Genomic DNA, 25,724 nt, shown 5'->3' on the forward strand with positions numbered 1-25,724 from the left:
TAACAGGCTGCTGAAATACTGTCGCGACGACTGGCACCCAACGAGAGTGACCTCGTAAACGGCGCAAAAGCGATTTTTTTTAGGTGTTGATCGATTAGGCACCCCAAGCGCAACCAATTTCCGGACCTTCGGGGAGTATTTCAGCAACCTGCCAGGCATCTCGACACCTGCCCTGCGGTTCGCTTTTTTGGCTTCGCTTCTTTCTGCTCTACGCATTTCTGGGTGAACGATCTGGCGTAAATCTTGCATACATCAAAGGGCGTGAAGGATTTTTCAATCCTCCAGGAAAGAGAGCTATTCCAGCGATGCCTCCACTCCCAAAAACGCGTGGTGAGCGGTGCGGTGCGGTAGCGCAGCTGTGGAAGCCTTTTTGCGCAACGCTGCCCTTAAAAGTTGATTATTTTCTGTATATGTATATATTTTTAGCAAATAAGTCGGTAGATAGAATGAATTAGGGAGCCTCTGCAAAACCTATCGCGGATGCCGGGCGCTGGCATTCATGGATGGCGGCCCCACTGCACCTTTTTACTTTTTCGAGGCACACGATGATTAGATTCCTGTTACTTGTGGCTGCGTTGTTCGGCACCATGGGGGCCTCGGCTCAAGAATTTCCCAACCGCACTATTTCCGTGGTGGTACCGGTACCTCCCGGCGGTGTGGTCGACCTGGCTGGTAGATTGGCTGCTGAGGCACTGGCAGGAGAGCTGAAATCCACTGTGGTGGTAGACAACAAGGCGGGCGCCAGCGCTAATATTGGCGCCACGTATGTAGCGCAGGCCAAGCCAGATGGCTATACCTTGCTTGCCTCATATTCGCTGTACCACAACGTCAACCCACTGCTCTTCAGCAATCTGAAATGGAGTCCGGAATCGTTTGTGCCAATTGGTCGGGTGGTGGTCACGCCTTCTGTGGTTGTGGTGCACCCTTCTTTACCGGTTCACTCGCTCAAGGAGTTTGTTGAGTACGTCAAGAAAAATCCTGGTGCCGTCAGTTTTGCTTCGCAAGGTACCGGTTCGGTGGCGCATTTAGGCAGCGAACTCCTCAAGCAAGACACCGGAATCGAAATGGTGCATGTGCCCTACAAAGGTTCGGGGCCAGCCATGCAAGACCTTGTGGCGGGTCGAGTGCAGTTTTTCATTACCGCTCCGCCAGCGGTTCTGGGGTACGTGCAGCAAGGCAGGCTACGCGCACTGGCTATTGCTGGCTCAGAGCGTCATCCCATGATGCCCGACGTACCGACCTCAGTGGAGCAGGGGTTTCCCAAATTTCAACTCAATCCTTGGGTAGGGCTCTTTGCCCCAGCCGACACACCCGACGCCGTTGTACGCAAATTGGCGGCGGCGCTCGAAAAAGGGATGGCACAACCAAAGGCCATCGAATCGGCCAAGGCTGCTGGTGCGAGTGTGAGCTTCCAACCGCCTCAAGAGCTGGCCAAGGCCGTTGCGCAGGAACGTGCTTACTGGGCTGCGCTCGTGAAGGCGGCGAACATCAAGATCGAGTAGGGCACCGGTTTATCGAAAGCGAAAGCGCCGGGTACTTCAGTAGCGGGCGCTTCACTCTTCCCCTACCTAGTAAGACACCCATTGAGGGCTGTCCAGCACGTCCACCGTGTGTAGTACCCGCCGCAGTTGCGGATCGCTCGAACTTTCCCAGGCGTTCACTTGCGCCAGGAATATTTCTATGAACACGGTGGCCGCGTGGCTTGGGGCTTCGTGGCTTCTACGAATGAGCCCGACCACATGGCTATGAAAGGGCTCCTTTAATTGAATGGCTGCCAAGCTGTGGCGCAGGCCATCGGTTTCTACCAGTGGCCAAGGACAGAAGGTGAGCATGTCGGTGCGTTGCACCAGGGTGAGCATCAGTGAGGCGGAGTGTGCGAGGTGTATGTGGCGCAGGGGGTGTTCCAGGCCATGCTGGTGGAACAGGTTGTCCATCAGGCTGGCTTGCTCGCCCGGAGTGAAGTTCAAGATCCAGTCGTCGTCCAGCAACTCTACGATCGAAGTCGCAGCCACGCGAGGGTGCCCGCGCCGGGCGGTCACGGTCATTTCGTAGCTGCACAGCGGCAGCGCCTGCAAGCCATGCATGGCGGAATCGGGCGCAATGCGGCCAATCATCAAGTCCAGGCTACCTTCGCGCAGACGTGGGTAGACGAGGGCAGAGAGGCCGTCGAACATCTCCAACTGAACATGCGGCAAGGCTTGCCGGAACAATGGCACGGTCACGGGCATGAGCGTTTGGGCGACCCACGGCGTAATTCCAACGGATAGGCGCTGTGGTGTGGCGGAATCGCGGTGCCGCGCCAATGCATCGTCCGCCTGGCGCAACTGAGCCAACACTCGCTGGGCGTGGACCACCAGATCGAGTCCCGCCGGCGTGAGGTTTACTCCACCGCCGTGCCTTGTCAGCAGGGCGATCTGAGCGTGGGCTTCAAGCTCCCGCAGGCCTTGGGTGATCGTAGCCTGCGTGACGCCCAGCTTGCGCGCCGCTGCCCGGATGCTGCCTTCCGAAGCCACAACGGCCAAGTAGCGAAGCTGGTGAACTTTCATGGGTTTCATTATCGCGTGAAGAAAGGCATTGCCATTCAAGGAAAGGCAACGCCTGTCTATCGAACCATGCCTGGTGTTTTTAGACTGCATGTCATATGACTTTCACAATCGATCAAGCAGCGGCATCAGACAAGGTGCTACCCGGCGTGGCCAATACGGCCACTGAGATGGTGGCACTGCGCCATCAGATCCATGCCCATCCCGAATTGGCGTACGAAGAGTTCAACACCAGCGATCTCGTGGCCGAGCGCCTGCAAGGGTGGGGGTACGAAGTGCATCGGGGTTTGGGAGGTACCGGCGTGGTGGGCACGCTGCGATTGGGGAATGGGCCTCGCCGGCTAGGCATACGCGCCGATATGGATGCATTGCCTATCCAGGAAGCCACTGGGCTGCCGTATGCCAGCCAAGTGCCAGGCAAGATGCATGCTTGTGGCCATGACGGGCACACGGCCATCTTGCTGGCAGCGGCGCGCTGTATTGCCCAGGAGAAATCATTCGACGGCACGCTGAATTTGATCTTCCAACCTGCGGAAGAGGGTTTGGGCGGCGGGCGCCGCATGGTGGAGGAGGGGCTGTTCGATCAGTTTCCATGTGATGCGATCTTCGCCCTGCACAACATGCCTGGCTTTCCCGTGGGCAAGTTTGGTTTCAAAGAAGGCCCGTTCATGGCCTCTTCGGATTCGGTGACGGTCACCGTGCAAGGCCGCGGAGGTCATGGTTCATCCCCACACCTGGCGGCAGATCCTGTGGTGGCGGCAGCCCACATCATTGTTGCGCTGCAAACGATTGTGTCGCGCAATGTTGACCCACGCGATATGGCGGTGGTGTCGGTCGGTGCAATCCATGGAGGTGACGCGCCTAACGTGATCCCCGGCAGCGTGCTGATGCGTTTGACGGTGCGGGCCTATCGGCCGGAGATTCGAGCCATGCTGCGCGAGCGTATCACTGCGTTGGTGCAATCGCAGGCGGCTACCCTGGGGGTGACAGCGGAGGTGGATTACCACTGGCGCTATCCCGCGTTGGTCAACGATGTGGCCTCCACCGAATTTGCCCGCCAGGTCGCGGTGGATTGGTTGGGCGAGGACGGCTTGCTGCCGCCGCTGCAGCCGCTCACGGGGAGCGAGGATTTCTCCTTCATGCTCGAACATTGCCCAGGTAGCTATTTGATTGTGGGCAACGGCGAGGGAGATCACCACGCCACCGGGGGCTGCATGGTGCACAACCCAGGCTATGACTTCAATGACGCCATCTTGCCAGTCGCCGCGAGCTACTGGGTACAGCTGGTGCGGCGCTACCTCGTACCTGCTGCCTGATCGAGGTGGCTTTGCCTGCCTTGCCCGCTTTTCTCACTCTTCACTAAAACCCCACCATGACCATTTGCCAATCCTCTTCCTTCTCACGACGTCTGGTACTGGCAGCGTGCGGTGCTGCAGCCGTTTCGTTGGCTCTGCCGGCATTTGCGCAGGCTCCTTATCCGTCGAAGCCAGTTAAATTGGTGGTGGGCTACGCGCCAGGTGGTTCGGTGGACATGGCTGCACGCGTAGTGGCCGATATCCTGACGGCTAAGCTCGGCAGCGCGGTGGTGGTCGATAACGCGCCGGGTGCTGCAGGTGTGCTGGCGGCGCAACGTGTGGTTAGCAGCCCTGCAGATGGCTACACGCTGCTGGTGGGTTCGAGCAACGAGATGGCGGCCACGGGCCTGGTGAATCCAGCGCAAAAATACAACGCGCAGCAAGATCTCACACCCTTGGGCCTGGTGGCTACTGCACCGGTGATGTTGGTGGCTGGGCCAAAAATCCCGGTGAAGAACACGGAGGAGTTCATCGCCTTGCTTAAGCGCAACCCTGGCAAATACAGCTATGGAAGCTCGGGCGTGGGCTCCACGCTGCACTTTGCCGGGGAGCTGATCAAGCAACGCGCCGGTGTGTTCATGACCCACATCCCTTACCGCGGCACAGCAGCGTTGACCAGTGACCTGGTAGGTGGTTCGCTCGATTTTGCAATCATTTCCCCCACTGCCGCGGCACCCTTCATCAAGGCTGGCCGGATCACGCCACTGGGCCTGACTTCAGCCAAGCGTTTCCCCACACTGCCGCAAGTGCCTGCATTGGGTGAAAACGCCCAGCTGAAGGGTTATGAGTTGACGGGTTGGTTCGCGCTGGCCGCTCCCAAAGGTTTGCCGCCAGAGGTGGCGCAAAAGCTCAGCGCTGCACTCAAGGCCGGTTTGGCGGAACCGGCGTTTCAGCGCCGTCTGGAGGAGGGCGGTTCAATTCCCGCTACTGGCCAGGAAGATCTGACCCGCCTCATGCGCGACGACATCAGCAAATACACGGAGTTGGTCAAGTTCGCGAATATGCGCGACTGAGTTGAGGCTTTTTGGCAGGGGAAAGCGCGCTGCCTTCCCCTGGGCCGTGAATACGCCCTAGCTTGCCTTAGGCAACCAGTCTCTCGGCCGCTTCCAGTGTGTTGACCAGCAGCATGGTGACCGTCATGGGACCCACGCCACCGGGCACTGGCGTGATCCAGCCTGCGACCTCTTTCACGTTTGCAAAATCGACGTCGCCGCAAAGCTTGCCTTGGTCATTGCGGTTCATGCCTACATCGATCACCACGGCGCCGGGTTTGACCATATCGGCGGTCAAAGTGTCTCGCCGGCCCACTGCAGCCACGATGACATCAGCCTGCAGTGTGTGGGCTTTCAAGTTCTGTGTGGCGCTATGGCAGATGGTGACGGTGGCATTTTTTTGCAGCAGCATCAGAGCCATGGGTTTGCCCACGTTGTTGCTGCGGCCGATCACCACGGCGTGTTTACCACGCAGATCCATGCCGGTGCTCTCCAGCAGCTTGATGCAGCCATAAGGCGTGCACGACCAGAAACCGGGCGTTCCCGTCATGAGTGCGCCGGCACTGGCCACATGAAAGCCATCCACATCCTTGGCTGGCGAAATCGATTCGATCACTTTGTGCGCGTCGATATGGGCGGGCAGCGGCAGTTGCACCAGGATGCCGTGAATGCTTGGATCCTGATTGAGTGCTTCTACCCTGGCCAGCAACGCGGCCTCGGTCAGATCGGCCTCATACCTCTCCAGCACCGAGTGCAGGCCTGCTTCCTCACAGGCTTGAACCTTCTTGCCCACATAAACCTTGCTGGCAGGATCTTCCCCAACCAGGATCACCGCAAGACCGGGCGTAATACCTTTGGTCTTGAGCGCAGCCGTACGCTGCGCCACCTCGGTCCGCAATTGCTTGGCAACCGCGTTGCCATCGATGATCTGTGCAGTCATGGGTCGTTCTCCAAAATTCCAATTGAAAACGCCCGAAAGTCCAGGAACCACGGGCGTTAAATAATTCTCAACTATCTCGTTTATTCACTACGCGAAACGCAAGGCCTTCATTGCAGGCCATCCAAGGGCCACCGCGGAGCTGACTTCGCCAGGCCGCCAGTGGCGTCCCTCTGGGGGGAAGGCGCCAAAGGCGACCCAGGGGGTTATTTCCCAGCTAAGGCAATTTTGAGCAGGTCAGCCACAGTGTTGGCGCCCAGCTTCTCCATGATGTTGGCGCGGTGCGCCTCCACCGTTTTGATGCTGATGCCAAGGTCATCGGCGATCTGCTTGTTCAGGCGGCCTGCAACGATGCGCTCCAGCACCTGCGCTTCGCGCCCGGTGAGCTTGGAAAGCAGCGCGTCACGGCTGGCAGCTTGCTGGTGCTCGGCAAAGGCTGCGCGGGCTTGTTCCAGCATGCGCTCAACCAGCGGCACCAGCTTGTCTTCCTTGAAAGGCTTCTGGATGAAATCCATAGCGCCTTTTTTCATGGTGTCGACAGCCATGGGCACGTCGCCATGGCCGGTGATGAAGGCCACTGGCAGCGGAGACTGTCTTTCTACGAGACGGTCTTGCAACTCCAGGCCGGTCATGCCGCCCATGCGAATGTCCACGATCAGGCAGGCTATTTCCCGCGGGTCGTAGCGTGAAAGAAAGGCTTCGGCCGATTCGAAGCAACGGACCCTAAAGTCCTGGCCTTCGAGCAGCCACTGCACGGAATCTCGTACGGCCTCATCATCATCGACGACGTATACCGTTCCTCGCTTCGGAATTAGGTTCATGCAATGGTCTTGGTGTTGGCGCCCAAATGGGGCGTGTCTTGGATCGGGCCGGCCGGAATCCAGAAGGAAAAGCGGCAGCCCACGGGTTGGCCGGCATTGTAGAGGTTCTCGGCACTGATCCGGCCTTGATGCGACTCTACGATGGAACGGCAGAGGTTCAGGCCGATGCCCAAACCTTCACTTTTGGTGGAGAAAAACGCCTCGTAAAGCCGTGCCAGCGCTTCGGTGGAAAGGCCTTTGCCTGAGTCCGTTACGCTAAATTGCACCGCCTGCTGGCCATCCACCACACAGGGCACTACGCGCAGCTCGACCAGCCGGTTAACGGGCGCGCGATGGGCGGCATCCACAGATTCTGCCCCGTTCTTGATCAGATTCAGCAACACCTGTTCAATGAGAATGGGGTCAACATTCAAAGGTGGAAGGCGTGATGCGATCTGGCGCGTGAGCCGTACCTGGCGGCGGCGCATCTCGATTTCGGCCAGCTCAATCACTTGGTCGATCATGGGCGGCACCTCCGCCATCTGCCGACGCGGCTCACTGCGCTTGACGAAGCTGCGGATGTGTTGCACCACTTGCCCGGCGCGCTGGGCTTGCCGCGCAGTCTTGTCCAGTGCGTTCAGCAGGTCTTGCTCGGCAATACCGCCGCCGCGAATGCGCGAGATCATGCCGGTGCAATAGTTGCTGATGGCCGTGAGCGGTTGGTTCAGCTCGTGAGCGACGCTGGAGGCCATTTCCCCCATCGTGATCAGACGACTGGCCGTTTGAGCGCGCTCGGCCTGAGCGGCGGCTAGCTCCTCTGCCTGGCGGCGCGCGGTAATGTCTGTGGCAATCACCATCTGAGCCAAACGGCCGTCCACCCAATTGAGATAGCGCGAGCGAACTTCGAGCCATTTGCCCAGGCGTTCGAGATAAATCTCCGCGTGATCAGCCACCACGGAATTCGTCAGGCTGTGTAGCGGCAAGCCCGCAAAGGAGTCCACAGAATCCAGGCTTTCGTCGGACACGGTGGTTTCAGCCGAGCCGCCACGCACCACCAGTTTCAGGTGGCCCTCTGTGGTGGTGCCGAACCACTGCCTGTACAGTTTGTTGGCGAACAGCAATTCTTCGCTTCCCAGTGGCGCCACTGATACAGAAGCGTCGAGTGCCTCAAGTACCGTGGTAAAGCGCTCGTAGGAGGCCGAAAGCTGCCGCCGGACCCTGTTTGGCTCGGTGATGTCGGTCATCGAGGCCATCCAGCCCCCATGCTTTCCGGTGGCATCGACCAGAGGCGAGACATACAGGCGGGCGTCAAACTGTGTGCCGTCCTTGCGCTGCACTCGCATCTGAAAGCCTGCTGGATCAGCCGCGCCGTCCAATTCTTCTACCAGCCGCGCTGCCAGTGTTTCGCGGTCGTCGGAAGGCCAATAGGAGAAGGGCTGTGACTGGCCGATCAGCTCCTCTTCGCTCCAGCCTGTCATTTGGCAGAAGGCAGGGTTGACGTAGATGATGCGCCCTTGCAGATCGAGCGCGCGCATGCCGGTGAGCATGGAGTTTTCCATGGCGCGGCGAAAGCTTGTTTCGGACTGCAGCGCCATCTGGGCTTGTTGGCGTCTTTGCGATTGGCGCCAGTTGGCGATCAGCATCCACGTGGTCATGGAGGCCAGCACTGCTACCAGCCAGAACAGCGTGCCACCGACTACGCCCTGCGAAGTTCGCCAGGCCTGCGCTCGCAGCACCAGCCCATTGCCCACAGGAGACACCGGGCTCTCGTACTCATTGACCTTGCCGGTCCAGGGAAGCCGCTCGGACAAGCCGGGGCGGTCAGGAATGCTTTGACCTGCGAGCAGAGTGCCTTTCGCATCGAGTAGCGCGACTGCATATTTCGCCAGCACCTCGGAAGGCACGCCGTAGCGAAGCAAGCCATCAACGCCGTATTCGGCAAGCAACTCACCCGAAAACTTGCCGCGCAAAGTGAGCGGCACGTGTAATTGCAAGATGGCCTCACTGCCTTTGGCCGTGATGGGTTGCGAGTACACCGGCTGGAGCAGATCGCGAGCGAGGCCGTAACCCGCCTCGGCTTCTCCCGCTTTGAGCACTTCGCCATCCATCCAGTCGCGCTGGGCGGAAACGCTGACGGAAGCCTGCGTGGCGATCACCCTCCGGCGATCGTCGATCCAGCTCACAGAAAGCAACTCCGGATTTTGGGCCACCAAAGACTCAGCGCGAATGAGGAAGTGGGCGGCGCTCAGCTCTCGGTTCGACACATCGCGCGCCAGGCGCATGAGCTGTTCCTGCCTTTCCAGCAGGCGCAGGCGCAGGCGCTGCTGGCCGTATTCCACGTCTCTCTTGACCGCCTCCTGCTCGCGGTGCATTTCTTCCAGGCGCAAGTACCAGAACGCTGAAGCGATGACCGCCAGAAAGAGGAGTACCGCCGCCAGCGGGGCGAAATGAATCAGCCGTTCGCGGCCTTGCGGGGACATGAGGCGCCACCAGGCCAGCGAGGCCGAGGTATTGCTTTCGCTGGCGAGTGAGGAGGGGGGGGACTGCATGGGCCTAGCAGTGTAGGTCACAAGCCTTTCCTCCCCAAGACCCGGCGTCCTATTTCTCTCTCGTTTTATAGGCTAATTCGTAATTAATATTTCTTAATATGAAATCAATAGCCATGACTTGAAATATTCACGCGTTTGTGGGAGGATCGAAACTTCGTACACAATGGGCACAAGCCATAACGAGGAGACAACGAGATGTCCGCAGAACCTAATGCGTCTGGAAATGTTTCGCCTACCGACGCTGATAAACAGGAAACCCGTGAATGGACGGACGCGTTAGCGGCCGTTATTGAGTCGCAGGGCCCAGAGCGCGCGCACTTTCTGATTGAGCAATTGCTTGAAACAGCGCGCCAAAACAGCATTGATTTGCCGTTCTCTGCCACGACGGGTTATGTGAACACGATCGAGCCAATGCACGAGGCGCGTTGCCCTGGCAACATCGCGCTCGAAAAGCGCTTGCGGGCGTTTATGCGCTGGAATGCCATGGCCATGGTGGTGCGGGCCAACCGCCTGCATCCGGAAGATGGTGGTGATCTGGGCGGCCACATTGGCTCGTTCGCCTCGCTGGCCAGCATGTGGGGCGCCGGCTTCAACCACTTCTGGCATGCGGAAAGCGAAGGCCACGGTGGTGACTGCCTCTACATCCAAGGCCATAGCGCCCCCGGCATCTATGCCCGCGCGTTCCTGGAAGGCCGGATCACGGAAGAGCAACTCGAAAACTTCCGCCAGGAAGTGGGAGGCAAGGGGCTTTCGAGCTACCCGCACCCTAAGCTCATGCCCGGTTTCTGGCAATTTCCTACCGTCAGCATGGGCCTGGGCCCGCTGATGGCTATCTACCAAGCACGTTTCCTGAAATACCTGCATGCCCGTGGCATTGCCGACACTTCCAACCGCAAGGTCTGGGTGTTTCTGGGTGATGGAGAGATGGATGAGCCGGAAAGCACAGGCGCCATCAGTCTGGCGGCCCGTGAAAACCTCGACAACCTGATTTTCGTCATCAACTGCAACTTGCAGCGTCTGGACGGCCCGGTGCGCGGCAACGGCAAGATCATCCAGGAGCTGGAAGGTGATTTCCGCGGCAGTGGCTGGAATGTAATCAAGCTGATCTGGGGCAAAGGCTGGGATGAACTCCTGGCACGCGACAAATCCGGCAAGCTGCGTCAGTTGATGATGGAAACGGTAGATGGTGACTACCAAGCCATGAAAGCCAATGATGGCGCCTTTGTGCGCGAGCATTTCTTTGGCAAACATCCTGAGACAGCCAAGCTCGTGGAGCACATGTCAGACGAAGAAATCTTCGAACTGCGCCGTGGCGGCCACGATCCAGAGAAGGTCTATGCGGCCTTCCATTCCGCCTTCCATCACAAGGGTCAGCCCACAGTGCTGTTGGTCAAAACGGTCAAAGGCTATGGCATGGGCAAGGCTGGAGAGGGCCTGAACACCGTACACCAGACCAAGAAGCTCACCGATGAAGACATTCGCCACATTCGCGACCGCTTCAACATCCCGGTGGCTGACAGTGATCTCGAAAAGCTCCCGTATTACAAGCCGGCCGACGACACGCCAGAGATGAAATACCTGCACGAACGCCGCAAGGCGCTCGGTGGCTATTTGCCTTTGCGCCGCGCCAAGTCGGATGAGAGCTTCACCATTCCTTCGCTGGATACCTTCAAAGCAGTGCTTGAGCCCACGGCCGAAGGCCGCGAGATCAGCACCACGCAGGCTTTCGTGCGTTTCCTCACCCAGCTTCTGCGCGACAAGGCTCTTGGCCCCCGCGTGGTGCCTATCCTGGTAGATGAGGCGCGTACCTTCGGCATGGAAGGCTTGTTCCGCCAGATCGGTATCTACAACCCCAAGGGTCAAAACTACACGCCGGTCGATAAGGCCCAGGTGATGTACTACAAGGAAGCCAAGGACGGCCAGATTCTGCAAGAGGGCATTAATGAGCCCGGCGGGATTGCCAGCTGGATTGCAGCGGCTACCAGCTACAGCACGAGCAACCGCATCATGGTGCCGTTCTACGTGTACTACTCCATGTTCGGCTTCCAGCGTGTGGGCGATCTGGCCTGGGCTGCTGGCGATATGCAAGCGCGCGGCTTCTTGCTGGGCGGTACCAGCGGACGCACTACGCTGAACGGCGAAGGTTTGCAGCACGAAGACGGCCACAGCCATATTCTGGCAAGCACCATTCCCAACTGCATCACCTACGACCCCACCTTCGCGCATGAAGTGGGCGTCATCTTGCACCATGGTTTGAAACGCATGGTGGAGAAGCAAGACAACGTCTTCTACTACCTGACGCTGCTGAACGAAAACTACGCCATGCCGGGCCTGATCGAAGGCACGGAAGAGCAGATCATCAAGGGTATGTACCTGTGCAAGCCTGCGTCGGGCGCAGCTGACAATGCACCCCGCGTGCAGCTTCTGGGCTCTGGCTCCATCTTGCGCGAGAGCATCGCAGCGCAAGAGTTGCTGCTGAAAGATTGGGGCGTGGCCGCAGACGTATGGAGCTGCCCAAGCTTCAACGAGCTCGCACGCGAAGGCCAGGACGTGGAGCGCTGGAACCTGCTGCATCCTACTGAGCCACAACGCACGTCGTACGTCACGCAGCAGCTGGAGCCGCATGCGGGTCCGGTCGTCGCATCGACGGACTACATGAAGAACTACGTCGAGCAGATCCGCCCCTTCCTTCCCAAGGGCCGCGCGTACAAAGTGCTGGGCACGGATGGATTTGGCCGCAGCGACTTCCGCTACCGCCTGCGGGAGCACTTCGAGGTCAATCGCCATTACGTCACGGTATCGGCGCTGCGTGCGCTGGCCGACGAAGGCAAAGTGCCGATGGAAAGCGTCGCCGCTGCCATCAAGCAATACGGCATTCAGGCCGACAAGATCAACCCGCTGTACGCGTAATTAGGGGGCGAACATGGCATTAGTGGAAGTCAAAGTCCCTGATATTGGTGACATTAGTGAAGTCGCCGTCATTGAGTTGATGGTCAAGCCGGGCGATACGGTCAAGGCTGAGCAATCTCTCATTACCGTCGAGAGCGACAAAGCTTCGATGGAAATCCCCTCCAGCACCGCTGGCGTGGTGAAGGAGCTGAGAGTCAAGCTGGGTGACAAGGTCTCGGAAGGCTCTGTCGTTCTGGTGCTTGAGGCGGAAGGCAGCGCAGAAAGCGCAGCACCCGCAGCACCCGCCGCGCAGGCGGCGAGCTCAGCACCCGCGGCTCAAGCGGCAGCTCCTGCCCCGGTAGCCGCACCTGCTGTGGCAGCTACCAGCGGCCCGGTGGAAATTCGTATCCCCGATATCGGCGACTTCAAGGACGTCGCCGTGATCGAGGTCCTGGTCAAGCCAGGTGACACGGTGAAAGTCGAGCAAAGCCTGGTCACCGTTGAGTCGGACAAAGCCTCCATGGAGATTCCCTCCAGCGTGGCGGGCGTCGTCAAAGAGTTGAAAGTCAAGCTGGGCGATAAGCTCAACATTGGCGATTTGCTCTTGGTGCTGGAAGGTGCTGCATCTACTGGCGCTGTATCTGCCGCTCCTGCTCCCTCTCCCGCCGCGGGAGAGGGAGTGAGCAGCCGGCCTCGGGTGCCAGCGAAGCCGCGCACGACCCAACCAAGCCACCCGTTGGTCTGCCCTACGCCAGCCCCAGCGTGCGCAAGTTCGCGCGTGAGCTCGGCGTTCCCCTGGAAGAAATCAAGGGCAGCGGCATCAAAGGCCGCATTACACAGGAAGACGTTCAAGGTTTCACCAAAGCCGTGATGTCCGGTAGTACACGCACCAAAGCCCAAGGCGCTGCTGCGCCGGCTAGCGGCGGCGGAACTGGTGGAAGCGAGTTGGGCCTGATTCCATGGCCCAAGGTGGATTTCGCCAAGTTTGGCCCCATCGAACGCAAGGAGATGTCTCGCATCAAGAAGATCAGCGGCGCCAACTTGTTGCGCAATGCCGTCATGATCCCGGCCGTCACCAACCATGACGACGCCGACATCACCGATCTCGAAGCCTTCCGCGTATCCACCAACAAGGAAAACGAGAAGGGCGGCGGCGTCAAGGTCACCATGCTGGCGTTCCTGATCAAGGCCTGTGTTTCGGCGCTCAAGAAGTTTCCAGAGTTCAACAGCTCTCTGGATGGTGATGCACTGATCTACAAGAATTTCTGGCACATCGGCTTCGCTGCTGACACCCCCAATGGCTTGGTGGTACCTGTCATCAAAAACGCTGATCAGAAAGGCGTTCTCCAGATCAGCCAGGAAATGGGCGAGCTGGCCAAGAAGGCACGTGATGGCAAATTGGGCCCCGCTGACATGAGTGGCGCCACGTTCACTATCAGCAGCCTGGGCGGCATTGGCGGGCGTTACTTCACGCCCATCATCAATGCCCCTGAAGTCGCCATTCTGGGCGTGTGCCGCTCCACCACAGAACCTGTGTGGGATGGCAAGCAGTTCCAGCCGCGCCTCATGCTGCCTCTATCGCTCACCTGGGATCACCGGGTGATTGATGGCGCTGCGGCTGCGCGCTTTAACGCTTATCTCGGCCAAATCCTGAGCGACTTCCGTCGCGTGCTGTTGTAAGGGGATCAGGCAATGAGCGAAATTCAAGTCAAGGTACCCGATATCGGTGATGTCAAAGATGTCGCCGTCATCGAGTTATTGGTCAAGCCAGGCGATACGGTCACGCGAGAGCAAAGCCTGATCACCGTCGAAAGCGACAAGGCTTCGATGGAGATTCCTTCCAGCCACGAAGGCGTGGTGAAGTCTCTGTCTGTGAAGCTGGGCGACAAAGTCTCTGAAGGCTCGGTGGTTCTGATCCTGGAAGCGGCCGCTGCGGCTGCTCCTGCTGAGGCGAGCAAGCCTGCCGCCCCTGCGGCCTCGCCTGCTCCAAGCAGTGTTGCTGCGAATTCGCCACCCGCAGCTTCTCCCGCCGTCAGTGCGCCGGCTCCTGCCGCTGCCAGCTATGGTGGCGCGGCCGATGTAGATTGCGACGTGGTGGTTCTGGGCGGTGGCCCAGGTGGCTACAGCGCGGCATTCCGTGCGGCTGATCTGGGCCTCAAAGTGGTGCTCATTGAGCGCTACGCCAGCCTGGGCGGCGTGTGCCTGAACGTGGGTTGCATTCCCTCCAAAGCCTTGTTGCACGTGGCAGCGGTCATGGATGAGGTGAGCCACCTGGCTGCACTCGGGATTGATTACGGCGGTGCTCCCAAGCTGGACATCGACAAGCTGCGCACTCACAAGGAAAAGGTCATCGGCAAGTTGACCGGCGGCCTGGGGGCGATGGCCAAGATGCGCAAAGTCACGGTGGTGCGCGGTTATGGCGCCTTCGTGGGCGCTAACCACATTGAAGTCGAGGAAACCAGCGGCACAGCGCAGGAAAAAACCGGCAAGAAACAAGTGGTGCAATTCAAGCGCGCCATCATTGCAGCCGGCTCCCAAGCCGTGCGTTTGCCGTTCATGCCTGATGACCCACGCGTGGTGGATTCCACGGGCGCGCTCGCGCTGAAGGAAGTGCCCAAGCGTATGCTCATCCTGGGTGGCGGCATCATCGGTCTGGAAATGGGCACGGTCTACAGCACCCTGGGCGCTCGGCTTGATGTGGTGGAAATGCTAGACGGCCTCATGCAAGGTGCTGACCGCGATCTGGTCAAGATCTGGCAGAAGATGAATGCCCCGCGTTTTGACAACATCATGCTGAAGACCAAGACGGTGGGCGCCAAGGCCACTGATGCAGGCATTGAAGTGTCATTCGAAGGAGAAGGCGCACCGGCTCCGCAAACCTACGATCTGGTGTTGCAGGCGGTTGGCCGCAGCCCCAACGGCAAGAAAATTGGCGCTGACAAAGCAGGCGTGTCCGTCACAGACCGCGGCTTTATCAATGTCGATATCCAGATGCGCACCAATGTGCCGAACATCTTCGCCATTGGCGACATCGTGGGTCAACCCATGCTGGCGCACAAGGCGGTGCATGAGGCCCATGTGGCGGCAGAGGTCATTGCAGGCGAGCTCAAAGGCGATGAAGCCCTGGCGCGCAGTGCGTTTAACGCCCGCGTGATTCCAAGCGTGGCCTACACCGATCCAGAAGTAGCCTGGGTGGGCTTGACCGAAGATCAGGCCAAAGCTCAGGGCATCAAGGTCAAAAAAGGCCTGTTCCCCTGGAACGCTTCTGGCAGGGCGATTGCCAACGGCCGCGACGAGGGCGTAACCAAGCTCCTGTTCGACGACAGCCCTGAGGCACATGGCCACGGCAAGATACTCGGCGGCGGAATGGTGGGCACTCATGCGGGTGACATGATCGGTGAGATCGCGCTGGCCATCGAGATGGGCGCTGACGCCGTAGACATCGGCAAGACCATCCATCCGCACCCAACTCTGGGTGAGAGCATTGGCATGGCGGCGGAAGTAGCTCACGGCAGTTGCACGGATCTTCCTCCAGCGAGGAAATGACCCCCCCCTGAGTCGCTGGCGCGCCTTCCCCCCAGGGGGACGCAGCCAGCGGCCTGGCAAAGCCAGCTCCGCGGCTACTCACGTATGGCCTGCTCCGCGGCCTTCTGATCTGGCTCCCTCTCCCGCCTGCGGGAGAGGGTAGGGGTGAGGGTCGGCAGCGTATCCATTGCGAATAGGCTCTTTTTTGCGGACATGATGTCCAGAATAATCCTGCTGTTGTGGATCTGAGAAGGGCGGTGGTGATTGAGACCCTGACCCTCACGCCGCTGCCGGCCGCCCCCCTCTCCCGCTTGCGGGAGAAGGGGTAAAACTATTCGCTTGCGACTGACAGCATCAGGGCCGAGCGCAGCAATGGCCCGATTCAGGCTCCCCACCCCTTTGGCCGTGCTGAGGAGCGCAGGGCAAGGGGCGGGCAAGAGCACTGCAAGATGCTCTTGCTTCGTGAACTAGCTTGCGGCAGCTGTTTGAACGTAGTGAGCGAAGCGAAAGAAGAGAGTTCTGCCGCACCGCCCCGGATGGCCGGCCCCCTTGACCGAGCACCGGAGAGTGCCCGGAGCGCAGCGTAGGGACACGGACTTGGGGTCGCATTTCTTTGGTTCCTTGCTTTGTGCGAGCAAAGAAAGGGACTGCGCCGCCGGGCGCAATCCCGGCCTCCGACCTCAAAAGAAGAGAAAAAGGTGACTATCAAGCGCTACGAACAAATCAACCGCCGCTTGCCCCCACCGGTTGGCCGGCCCCGCCCCACCTTCCCCCAGCGGGCGAAGGAGTAAAACCAGCTACAGCTTCGCCAATCGTTCCATAGCCGCCAAAAGCGTCCCCTCTTTCTTGGCAAAGCAAAAGCGGATCACCTTCTGGTCAAACCCATCTCTATAAAAGGCAGAAAGAGGAATCGCCGCCACCCCCACTTCGCGCGTGAGCCACTGGCAGAACTCACCCTCAGGTAGGTCGCGTTCGGAAATCGCCAGATCCGCGATGGAGACGCACTGAAAATAGGTACCTTCGCACGGCAGCAGCCTGAACTTGGTCTTCTCCAGGCCCGCGCGAAACAGATCTCGCTTGGCGGCGTAAAACGCAGGCAGGTCCAGGTAGGGCCTGGGGTCTTGCATGTACGCCGCCAGCCCTTGCTGCATGGGCGTGTTCACGGTGAACACGTTGAACTGGTGTACCTTGCGGAATTCAGCCGTGAGAGCAGCTGGGGCTGCCACGTAGCCCACCTTCCAGCCGGTCACATGGTAGGTCTTGCCGAAGCTGCTGATGATGAAAGCCCGTGCAGCCAAACCTGGGTAGCGTGCCGCGCTTTCATGCTGCAGCGGCGCATAGACCATGTGTTCATAAACTTCGTCGCTGATCAGCAGCACATTGGTGGGCGCCAGAAGGTCCTCCAAACGCTGCATGTCAGCGGGGGACCACACGGTACCGCTGGGATTGTGCGGGCTGTTGATGATGATCGCGCGCGTCTTGGGTGACAGGGCGGCCGCTATCTTGTCGAAATCAGGCCGGAAACTGCCCGGCGTGAGCGGAACTGCAACCACTTTGGCGCCCGTGAGCTCGATATTGGGCACGTAGCTGTCATAGCAGGGCTCCAGCACGATCACTTCGTCTCCAGGGCCAGCGCAGCACAGGATGGCGCTCAAAATCGCCTGGGTGGCGCCCGCGGTCACTGTGATTTCGGTCGCCGCGTTGTATGAACGGCCGTAAAGCGTTTTTATCTTCGCCGCCACGGCCTCGCGCAGTGGCGCGACACCCGGCATAGGCGGATACTGGTTCAAGCCTTGCTGCATGGCGGAGGACACGGAGTCCACCAGCTTCGGGTCGCAATCGAAATCAGGAAATCCCTGGCCCAGATTCACCGCCTGATGTTCAGCCGCCAGGGCCGACATCACGGTAAAAATGGTGGTGCCCACATTGGGCAGCCGGGAAGGGAAGGCGGGGGTGGTCGCGGCGCTCTCAGGGGTCATTCTTACAGCTCGTAGTCGTTCACGTGTCCAGTCATGGCTTTCATGATCAGATTGCGATCAAGCCGGTCTGAGAGCAGGCTCGCGAATTGATACACGAAATCGCGCAAATAGGCGCCTCGTTTGAGGGCAATACGCGCTACGTTCTGACCCAGCAACTGGCCCAGCGGGCGAGAAACCAGGTCCTGATCAGCGTCCCCCTTCATCGCCATCTCGGCAACGATGCCAATCCCCAAGCCTAAGCGCACATAGGTCTTGATCACATCGGAGTCGATAGCCTCTAGCGCGATGCGTGGCTCCAGATGGCGCTGGGCAAAGGCCGTGTCGATGCGCGTGCGGCCGGTGAACGAGGGGTGATAGGTGATCAGCGGCTCAGCAGCAATATCTTCGAGCGCAATTCGCTCTTTCTTGGCCAGGGGATGGCTGTGGGGCAGCACCAGTACGTGTTGCCATTCGTAGCAGGGCAGGGTGACGAGTTCGGGGTAGTTCGCTAGAGATTCGGTGGCCATACCGATCTCGGCCGTTTCTTCTATCACCATGCGCGCCACCTGATCGGGCGAGCCTTGATGCAGGCTGATATTGACCTTGGGATAGGTCTCGCGCAGCCGGGCCACCGGCACGGGCAGCACATAACGAGCCTGCGTGTGGGTAGTGGCAATAGAGAGCGTGCCACTGTCTTGAGCGCTGTACTGATCGCCGATGCGCTTGAGGTTGCCCACCTCTCGCATGATGATGGCAATGCTTTCCAATACATGCTCGCCAGGCTCTGTAACCCGCTTCAGACGCTTTCCGTGGCGGCTGAAAATCTCAATGCCCAGCTCTTCCTCCAGCTCAATGATCGCTTTGGAAACCCCAGGCTGGGAGGTATGTAACGCCTTGGCCGCCTCCGTCAGGTTTAAGTTACGGCGAACAGCCTCCTGAACGAAGCGGAATTGGTGGAGGTTCATGGAGTATTCGTATATAAATTTCCTTAATTATGCGATATCCGTCTAACGAATTGGGTTGGCGGGGGCACCTGCAGTGATCAAGTTGGCGTGGAAATGTCACTGCAGCGGCCCTTTTAGGTGGGTTGAGTGGAGTCCTAGGGCCTTTCGGCACTAGCCGCACCTTGAACGTGTTCCTGGGGCTACTTATAGAGGCCGCGTTTGGTCAGCCAGCCCTGAATGATCTCGGCCACGGCATCGCTGTTCTTGTCCATCATGATCATGTGCGAATTGCCCTTGATGCCGATTTCCGGAAGATCGATGACCTCAGCGCTACCACCCGCCGTCCGCAAAGCATCGAAATAGCGTCCGCCGTTGGCACGGATAGTTGGCCACCGCGAGTCTTGAGCGATGTAGTCGCCATAGATCGCCAGTACAGGCACATTCTTCATCTTGGCCGCATCTTCCACCGCACCTGTTGCAGCCGGCTCCACCATCACCAGCGCCTTCACCTTATCGGGCCGTGCCTGTGCCACGCGAGCGCCAAATAGTCCGGCTTGTGAATGCACCACCACCACACATGGGCAGACCTTATCGACCAGCTCGGTATACGCTGCAATGGTTGGCGCGTCATTGGAGGTCCAGCGCGGCACGTTTTGTTTGGTGAACTGGTCATAGGCCTCCACTGGGAATTGGTTGCCCGGCAGAAGCTTCATCTGCCCAGGAACCTTGCTGTATGAGCCAGGCCCTTGTCCAATTCGAAAGCGCTCGAAAGGGTTCTCCTTGGTGAGGTATACGGGTTCAGTCTTGAAGATGTCCGGATACATCGCAAAGCCTGAGCGCCCCCGCTCGACTGCATCTGAGTTGTAGGTCGGCCAGCCTTTCTTCACAAAATAGTTCAGCCATCCCTCACGCCCATCGGGCGTGGTTTCGTAGGTCACGCCGCTGAGTCCGCCGCCGTGCCACATCAGTATGGGCAACGTTCCGCGTGGGTCTTTTGGAATGAAGTACTGCACGTACATCTGCTCCACCTGGTAAACCCCATTGGGATCAAACTTGGCTGGCACGCCTCCCGCAGTCAAGGAGATCTCCTTGACTGGGCGGCCACTCAGGACAACCTCTCGACCGCCTACATGGAACGAGCCCATCTTCTCCAGCTGGATGGGGGCTTGCGCGCAGCCCATCATCGTCACGATCGGTAAAGCCAACGCCAACGCCTTTGCCGAGCGGGAGCATGCCAATGTTTTCATCTGTCTCTTTCTTGGATTGAAGCTGCGAATAGATAGCTGTTCATCATCAAGTTCAAAAGAGACTTTGACAATTGCGCGTTATCTATGAATCGATGCACTGCATCGATCACTGAGATATCCCGGCGCTTGGGAGTCTCAATGGCCAGATACATCTGCACCGCTCAGAACGTGCCGTTTGGGATTTAGGTCTGATCCGGCCGAATCAATAGCTTGGGCGTCATGCGAACTTTTTACGCTGCCACTCACTTTGGAGAGTGGTCATATCGATCCACCCTTCCAAGAATCCAGACAAAGCAAAGTGATTTTTTAAGGAGAGGCGGAATGAACCAAACAATGAGAAACACCCGTCGCCTTGCGGCAGCTTCTCTGTTCTTGGCGTTGGCTGGCCATGCGGTGGTGGCCAAGGAAGTGGCGCCTTCAGGGCCTGCGGTAGATAAAGCGCAGGTGCAGCAGGCGCTCTCAAGTCTGGCGATTCCTTTTGAGCAGAACACTGGGCAGTTTGGTGCCGAAGTTGCATTCCTGGCCAGGACTTTCGCCGGGCCCCTGGTGGTCACGCGCGACGGAAAGATGGTCTACAGCCTTCCAGGCATTCCTTTGAAAGAAACGGAGGTGTTGAAGGTATCCAATGAAACATTGAATGTGCAGCATAAGGCATTGGAGCAGCGCGGTCCCGGCTGGCAGTTGACTGAAAGTCTGGTGGGGGCCGCCTCGCTTCGTCCTGTGGGCAGCCAGGAGACACAAGCCCATGTGAGCAGATTCACGGGAACCGGTAGCTTTCAGAGTGCAACCTGGAAAAGCGTGAACATGGGTGAGGCCTGGCCGGGAATTGAAGTGGAGCTGGTGGCAGGTGCCAACAACGTGGAAAAGCTCTTTCATGTAGCCCCACGTGCCGACGCCAGGCGCATCAAACTTCAGGTAGAGGGCGCCAAGAGTGCCAGGCTGGGTGACGAGGGGGCTCTGATTCTGGAGACGGGCAATGGTGAGATCGCCTACACGCCACCCGTTGCATGGCAGGACATCAACGGCGTGCGCATGCCTGTGGAGGTGCGCTACAAGCTGCACCCCAGGCACCCGTCAGACCGTAACTTGCAAGTTGCGCGCTATGGGTTTGCGCTGGCTGACTACGACAGCCGCTACCCGCTTGTGATTGACCCTCTCATTCAGAGTACCTATGTGGGAGGCGATCGAACCGATCATATTTATGGGGTCGTCATTGCGAGCAACGGAGACGTGATCGTGGCAGGCACCACCCATTCTGCCAATTTGCCCTGCACCAGTGTGGCCAGCGGCTGCGCGAATGGAGCTCAAACCACACGTGCAGGCACCGTCGCGGGCGGTCCATTTCCAACTGCTCCCAGCGACGCGTTCATCACACGGCTTTCCGCTGATCTAAAAACCTTCAGGCAAAGTACCTTTCTCGGCGGCACCGGGGTCGATTCCCTCTCCGGCATCGTGTTGGCTGCGGACGGTGATGTGATAGTGGCTGGAATCACCTACTCTGCTGATTTTCCTTGCACCCGAGCTGAAACAGGGTGTACCGAGGGACCGCTGAGTGTCCGCGCAGGCAACACCGATGGTTTTGTTGCAAGGCTCTCAGGCGATCTCAGAACGCTTCGTCAAAGCACCTACCTGGGGGGTATCAACGACGAAAACATCAGCAGCATCCTCATGGCGCCCAATGGAGATGTGTTGGTGGCCGGGTCGACCGAGTCCGAGCATTTTCCGTGCGCCAGTATCAACTGGCAGTGTCCCAATGGCGCCCAAAGCAGCTATTCTGGCGGGCGCGACGGTTTCATCACTCGCTTATCTGGGGACCTCAGATCCTTGAGGCAAAGTACTTATCTGGGTGCCAGCGGCCTTGACGGCATCACAGCCATGACCTTGACGAGCGACGGAGATGTGGTGGCGGTGGGCTACACAAATTCTGTTCAGTTTCCTTGTACCAGCGCTGCCACTGGGTGCACCAACGGCGCGCAACGCTCTTATGGTCTGGGGCGTTTTGATGGGTTCGTGGCACGGCTGGCCGGTGATTTGAGAACTCTCAGGCAAAGTACGTTCGCGGGCGGAAGTGACGACGATGGACTTACAAGCGTCGTGATGGCCGCTAACGGGGAAGTGATTGTGGCCGGGAATTCTGGGTCACTTGATTTTCCTTGTACCAGCGTCGCAACGGGCTGTCGGTGGGGGGCACAACGCTCCCTGGGGGGAGCTACAGACGTCATAGTCAGTCGCCTTTCTGGGAATCTGAGAAGTTTCAGGCAAAGCACTTATCTTGGGGGCTCCGATTCGGAGGATGCTTCGGCCCTCCTGAATACCAGCGGGGGAGACATTGTTGTGGCAGGCTGGACTGTGTCGGCAGACTTCCCATGCACCAGGACCGGAACAGGGTGCGCTACCGGGGCACAAAGCAGCAAGCGGGGAAATTTAGACGGCTTCATAGCACGTCTGCCTGGTGATTTGCGGACCTTCAGACAAGCGACCTACCTCGGCGGCTCCGCACAAGACAGTATCAAGGCGATGGTCATGACACCCAATGGAGACTTGATCGTGGCCGGGACCAGTTATTCCAATGACTATCCTTGCACCAATGCTGCCACGGGGTGTGCCAATGGCGCTGCACCCCTCACTTCAGGAAGCGGTGACGGCTTTGTGACGCGGATTTCGTCAGACTTGGCGGCTTTTCGCTTTATCTGGAGTGGCATGATTCCGGGAATGGCCGGAATGGCGCAGTTCGGCGCCAGCGGTGTAAGCGGTGAAAATGCCTCGTGCACTTTGGATACTTCAGCCACTGGCTTCGGCACAGCCGCGGGCGCTGAGGCACAAGCCGCTTTGAAAGCGCAGTACCCCACTGCTCGTCTGCTGCACGACGTATTTGCGTTTCGTGCGAGCGGATGTGCGGGCGAGACCCTGGAGATCACGGCCACCTATCCACAAGCCTTGCCTGGCAATGCGCGAGTACTGAAATGGGGGCCGCCTGGAGCCGGCCAAGCTTCCCGCTGGTACGACCCTGCAGCCACCATAAGCACCAGCGACAACGGCACCAGCATCAGCTATAGGGTCATAGATGATGGAGCGGGAGATTCAAACACCACGGATCCTGGCGTGGTGGTGGATCCTATCGCGATGGTCGTCCTTGAGTCGGCTGTTGCCCCAATCGCAGTGCCTACCCTCAGCCAATGGGCACTCCTGCTGATGGGGGCGTTGCTGGCGGGGTTCTCGTCGGTGAGTATTCAGCGCAGAGGCCTTGTCGGGAAGGGGGGCTGACCGGTTCGGTAACCCAGCGCCTTGTGGCGTTGGGCGACCCCTATCTATCTCACGCCTGAGGCGGATTCCTTAGGGCGTGCCCTAGATCACACACACGTTCTTACAGCCGCTGCTACGCTGTGCGCGTCCACCTGAAAAAACGCCCTCAAGGCGGCACGGGTATCGCTTCGACCGAATCCATCTGTACCCAGGGTGCGATAGCTTCGCCCCTCGGGGATGCACGCTCGCACCGACTCAGGAACCACGCGCACGTAATCACTCGCCGCCACAATAGGCCCCCGGGTTTGCGCGAGGAGAGTGTGCAGGTGGCCTGCCTCCGCATTCGCCACGCCATCGCGGGCGAGCTCGCTCCAACTGGTGACGCTGATCACGTCAATTCCCATACCTTCACTCGCCAGTTGCTCTGCCGCTCGAATCACCTCCGTGAGAATGGCGCCAGAGCCTAGCAGCGTGGCGCGTGGGCCTGAGGCGCTGCCATAGCTTGCAAAGTTGTAGGCGCCGCTAAGGACACCCTTGGCCACACCCTCCGGCAAGTCAGGCTGGGCGTAGTTTTCATTCATCAAGGTGATGTAGTAAAAAACGTCTTTCTGTTCCACCAGCATCTCCCGCATGCCGGCATCCACAATCACCGCCAACTCCCCCGCGAAGGCCGGGTCGTAGGCTTTGCAGTTTGGAATGGTGGCTGCCACGACGTGGCTGCTCCCGTCCTGGTGCTGCAAGCCTTCGCCGCCCAGCGTGGTGCGGCCAGAGGTGGCGCCAAGCAGGAAGCCACGTGCGCGCTGGTCTGCCGCCGCCCAGATGGCATCGCCCACCCGCTGGAAGCCAAACATGGAGTAGTAGATGTAGAACGGCAGCATGGCAAATCCATGCACGCTGTAGCTGGTGGCCGCCGCTGTCCAGCTGGCAATGGCCCCCGCTTCGCTGATGCCTTCTTCCAAAATCTGACCATCCTGCGCTTCGCGATAGCTCAGCACTGAACCAATGTCTTCCGGCGCATAGCGTTGGCCTACGCTGCTGTAGATGCCCACTTGCTTGAAGAGGTTGGCCATGCCAAAGGTGCGTGCTTCATCGGCCACGATGGGCACGATACGGGGGCCCAGTGCTTTGTCTTTCAGCAGGGTTCCCAGCATGCGCACGAAGGCCATGGTGGTGCTCATTTCCTTGCCGTTCGCCTGCAGTGCAAAGTTGGCGTAGTGGCTCATCTCCGGCACAGGCACTTGGTCGCACGCGGTTTCCCGCCTAGGCATGGAACCACCCAGCCGTTCGCGATGCTCATGCAGGTAGCGCATCTCAGCGCTGTCCTGCGCTGGTCTGTGAAATGCCAGGCTGGTGGCCTGCTCGTCGGTCAGAGGCAGCTGGAAGCGATTTCGGAATTCAATCAGGTCGGAAGCATCCAGCTTCTTCTGGCTGTGCGTGGTCATCTTGCCTTGGCCGGCAGAGCCCATGCCGTAACCCTTTTTCGTGTGCGCCAGAACTACGGTGGGTTGACCCCGGTGCGCTGCCGCAGCGGCGTACGCGGCGTGGATCTTCACGATATCGTGCCCACCACGTTTGAGGCGATCAATCTGCTCATCGGTCAAGCCTTGCACCAGAGCGGCGAGCTCCGGGCTTTGCCCGAAGAAATGCTCACGGTTATAGCGGCCGTCCTTGGCGGCGAAGGTCTGCATCTGCCCGTCTACGGTGTCCCCCAAAGTCCGGGCCAGGGCTCCGCTTGGATCACCCGCAAAAAGCCCGTCCCAGTCGCTTCCCCAGATGAGTTTGATCACATTCCAGCCCGCGCCGGCAAACAGGCGTTCGAGTTCATCAATGATTCGGCCATTGCCACGCACTGGGCCGTCCAGGCGCTGGAGATTGCAGTTGACCACCCAGACCAGGTTGTCGAGTTTTTCTCTTGCGGCCAGTGTGAGTGCGCTCATGGACTCAGGCTCATCCATCTCGCCGTCCCCGAACACGCCCCAAACTTTTCGGCCTTCGCAGTTCACCAACCCTCTGTGTGAGAGGTAATGCATGAAGCGTGCGTGGTAGATCGAGCTGATGGGGCCCAAGCCCATGGAGCCGGTGGGAAACTGCCAGAAATCAGGCATTAGCCATGGGTGAGGGTAGCTGCACAGTCCCCTGGCGCCGTGTTCGGGCGCTGTGAGTTCCTGGCGGAAATGCTGGAGATCAAGCTCGCTGAGCCGGCCTTCCAGGAACGCGCGTGCATACACCCCGGGAGCGCTGTGCGGCTGGAAGAAAACGAGATCACCGCCGTTGTGGCTGGAGCGTGCCCTGAAGAAATGATTGAACCCGACTTCAAACAGGTCAGCCGCACTGGCGTAGCTGGCTATGTGCCCGCCAAGTTCTCCATAGGCCTGATTGGCGCGCACCACCATGGCGAGGGCGTTCCATCGCATCAGAGAGGCCAGTTTTTCTTCAATGGCCAAATCGCCGGGAAAGGCCGGTTGCGCCTGCGCCGGCACCGTGTTGATGTAGGGCGTATTGAGGTCTGGCCGCCATTCGAGTTGCTGGCTACGCGCAAGGCGAACGAGCTCATCCAGAATGAAGCGTGCGCGTGTTGATCCCGCATTGGCGGACAAGGCTGTAAACGCTTCTCGCCATTCGGCGGTTTCGGCGGGATCAGGATCTATTCTCAAGGGGGGTACAGAGGCGTTCATAACGAGCACTTTAGAGAAAATAAGGCCGCATGTGCTGCTTATTGATTCTGAAATTCACTCACATAGC

General features: G+C 59.1%; 14 protein-coding genes and 1 pseudogene. 7 read left to right on the top strand and 8 right to left on the bottom strand.

What is annotated here, in order from left to right; translation table 11 throughout:
- Positions 1-545 precede the first annotated feature (545 nt).
- Positions 546-1,502, top strand: a complete 957-nt coding sequence (locus G518_RS0127560; protein WP_028605224.1) for a Bug family tripartite tricarboxylate transporter substrate binding protein — start codon at positions 546-548, stop codon at positions 1,500-1,502.
- 66 nt (positions 1,503-1,568) lie between these two features.
- Here G518_RS0127560 and G518_RS0127565 read toward each other — a convergent pair whose 3' ends face one another.
- Positions 1,569-2,546, bottom strand: coding sequence for a LysR family transcriptional regulator (locus G518_RS0127565; RefSeq protein ID WP_028605225.1), 978 nt, complete (start codon positions 2,544-2,546; stop codon positions 1,569-1,571).
- 95 nt (positions 2,547-2,641) lie between these two features.
- Between G518_RS0127565 and G518_RS0127570 the strand changes: the two genes are divergently transcribed.
- On the top strand, positions 2,642-3,859 hold the full coding sequence (locus G518_RS0127570) for a M20 aminoacylase family protein (RefSeq protein WP_036596322.1): 1,218 nt from the start codon (positions 2,642-2,644) through the stop codon (positions 3,857-3,859).
- A gap of 56 nt (positions 3,860-3,915) precedes the next feature.
- On the top strand, positions 3,916-4,911 hold the full coding sequence (locus G518_RS0127575) for a Bug family tripartite tricarboxylate transporter substrate binding protein (RefSeq protein ID WP_028605227.1): 996 nt from the start codon (positions 3,916-3,918) through the stop codon (positions 4,909-4,911).
- A 67-nt stretch (positions 4,912-4,978) separates the two neighbouring features.
- Here G518_RS0127575 and folD read toward each other — a convergent pair whose 3' ends face one another.
- From folD to G518_RS0127590, 3 genes are all read right to left on the bottom strand, one after another.
- A complete protein-coding gene (folD, locus tag G518_RS0127580; RefSeq protein ID WP_028605228.1) occupies positions 4,979-5,830 on the bottom strand; it encodes a bifunctional methylenetetrahydrofolate dehydrogenase/methenyltetrahydrofolate cyclohydrolase FolD in 852 nt (283 codons plus the stop codon).
- Between the two features lie 203 nt (positions 5,831-6,033).
- A complete protein-coding gene (locus G518_RS0127585) occupies positions 6,034-6,648 on the bottom strand; it encodes a response regulator transcription factor (protein ID WP_028605229.1) in 615 nt (204 codons plus the stop codon).
- Positions 6,645-9,176, bottom strand: a complete 2,532-nt coding sequence (locus G518_RS0127590) for a PAS domain-containing sensor histidine kinase (protein ID WP_028605230.1) — start codon at positions 9,174-9,176, stop codon at positions 6,645-6,647. The genes G518_RS0127585 and G518_RS0127590 overlap by 4 nt, the downstream gene beginning before the upstream one ends.
- A 195-nt stretch (positions 9,177-9,371) precedes the next feature.
- Here G518_RS0127590 and aceE point away from each other — a divergent pair, with 195 nt between their 5' ends.
- The 3 genes and pseudogenes from aceE (at position 9,372) to lpdA (ending at position 15,611) form a co-directional block, all read left to right on the top strand.
- The gene (aceE, locus tag G518_RS0127595) at positions 9,372-12,086 is read left to right on the top strand and encodes a pyruvate dehydrogenase (acetyl-transferring), homodimeric type (protein WP_028605231.1); all 2,715 of its coding nucleotides are present in this window, start codon (positions 9,372-9,374) and stop codon (positions 12,084-12,086) included.
- Positions 12,087-12,099: 13 nt separating this feature from the next.
- A pseudogene (gene aceF, locus G518_RS37285) lies at positions 12,100-13,745 on the top strand (dihydrolipoyllysine-residue acetyltransferase).
- 12 nt (positions 13,746-13,757) lie between these two features.
- Positions 13,758-15,611, top strand: a complete 1,854-nt coding sequence (lpdA, locus tag G518_RS0127605) for a dihydrolipoyl dehydrogenase (protein WP_028605232.1) — start codon at positions 13,758-13,760, stop codon at positions 15,609-15,611.
- Between the two features lie 776 nt (positions 15,612-16,387).
- Here the strand turns inward: lpdA and G518_RS0127615 are convergent.
- From G518_RS0127615 to G518_RS0127625, 3 genes are all read right to left on the bottom strand, one after another.
- Positions 16,388-17,569: a pyridoxal phosphate-dependent aminotransferase gene (locus tag G518_RS0127615; RefSeq protein WP_028605234.1), complete on the bottom strand. Its 1,182-nt coding sequence runs from the start codon at positions 17,567-17,569 to the stop codon at positions 16,388-16,390.
- A gap of 2 nt (positions 17,570-17,571) precedes the next feature.
- A complete protein-coding gene (locus G518_RS0127620) occupies positions 17,572-18,513 on the bottom strand; it encodes a CysB family HTH-type transcriptional regulator (protein WP_028605235.1) in 942 nt (313 codons plus the stop codon).
- A 179-nt stretch (positions 18,514-18,692) separates the two neighbouring features.
- Positions 18,693-19,739, bottom strand: a complete 1,047-nt coding sequence (locus G518_RS0127625) for an alpha/beta hydrolase (RefSeq protein ID WP_245598143.1) — start codon at positions 19,737-19,739, stop codon at positions 18,693-18,695.
- Positions 19,740-20,060: 321 nt separating this feature from the next.
- Between G518_RS0127625 and G518_RS38840 the strand changes: the two genes are divergently transcribed.
- A complete protein-coding gene (locus G518_RS38840; RefSeq protein ID WP_028605237.1) occupies positions 20,061-23,003 on the top strand; it encodes an IPTL-CTERM sorting domain-containing protein in 2,943 nt (980 codons plus the stop codon).
- A gap of 86 nt (positions 23,004-23,089) precedes the next feature.
- On the opposite strand, the gene mdeB is transcribed toward G518_RS38840, so the two are convergent.
- Positions 23,090-25,657 carry an alpha-ketoglutarate dehydrogenase gene (gene mdeB, locus G518_RS0127640; protein ID WP_028605238.1) on the bottom strand — a complete coding sequence of 856 codons (2,568 nt, stop codon included), beginning with the start codon at positions 25,655-25,657 and terminating at the stop codon, positions 23,090-23,092.
- Positions 25,658-25,724: the final 67 nt, after the last annotated feature.

Origin of the sequence: Ottowia thiooxydans DSM 14619 (genome assembly GCF_000422885.1) — a bacterium.
GTDB lineage: Bacteria > Pseudomonadota > Gammaproteobacteria > Burkholderiales > Burkholderiaceae_C > Ottowia > Ottowia thiooxydans.

Bases quoted from the DNA above. Each gene is read 5' to 3' on its own strand.
- G518_RS0127615 (WP_028605234.1), bottom strand. From the start codon at position 17,569: ATGACCCCTGAGAGCGCCGCGACCACCCCCGCCTTCCCTTCCCGGCTG.
- G518_RS0127575 (WP_028605227.1), top strand. From the start codon at position 3,916: ATGACCATTTGCCAATCCTCTTCCTTCTCACGACGTCTGGTACTGGCA.
- G518_RS0127590 (WP_028605230.1), bottom strand. From the start codon at position 9,176: ATGCAGTCCCCCCCCTCCTCACTCGCCAGCGAAAGCAATACCTCGGCC.
- G518_RS0127560 (WP_028605224.1), top strand. From the start codon at position 546: ATGATTAGATTCCTGTTACTTGTGGCTGCGTTGTTCGGCACCATGGGG.
- mdeB (WP_028605238.1), bottom strand. From the start codon at position 25,657: ATGAACGCCTCTGTACCCCCCTTGAGAATAGATCCTGATCCCGCCGAA.
- lpdA (WP_028605232.1), top strand. From the start codon at position 13,758: ATGAGCGAAATTCAAGTCAAGGTACCCGATATCGGTGATGTCAAAGAT.
- folD (WP_028605228.1), bottom strand. From the start codon at position 5,830: ATGACTGCACAGATCATCGATGGCAACGCGGTTGCCAAGCAATTGCGG.
- aceE (WP_028605231.1), top strand. From the start codon at position 9,372: ATGTCCGCAGAACCTAATGCGTCTGGAAATGTTTCGCCTACCGACGCT.
- G518_RS0127585 (WP_028605229.1), bottom strand. From the start codon at position 6,648: ATGAACCTAATTCCGAAGCGAGGAACGGTATACGTCGTCGATGATGAT.
- G518_RS0127620 (WP_028605235.1), bottom strand. From the start codon at position 18,513: ATGAACCTCCACCAATTCCGCTTCGTTCAGGAGGCTGTTCGCCGTAAC.
- G518_RS38840 (WP_028605237.1), top strand. From the start codon at position 20,061: ATGAACCAAACAATGAGAAACACCCGTCGCCTTGCGGCAGCTTCTCTG.
- G518_RS0127625 (WP_245598143.1), bottom strand. From the start codon at position 19,739: ATGAAAACATTGGCATGCTCCCGCTCGGCAAAGGCGTTGGCGTTGGCT.
- G518_RS0127565 (WP_028605225.1), bottom strand. From the start codon at position 2,546: ATGAAAGTTCACCAGCTTCGCTACTTGGCCGTTGTGGCTTCGGAAGGC.
- G518_RS0127570 (WP_036596322.1), top strand. From the start codon at position 2,642: ATGACTTTCACAATCGATCAAGCAGCGGCATCAGACAAGGTGCTACCC.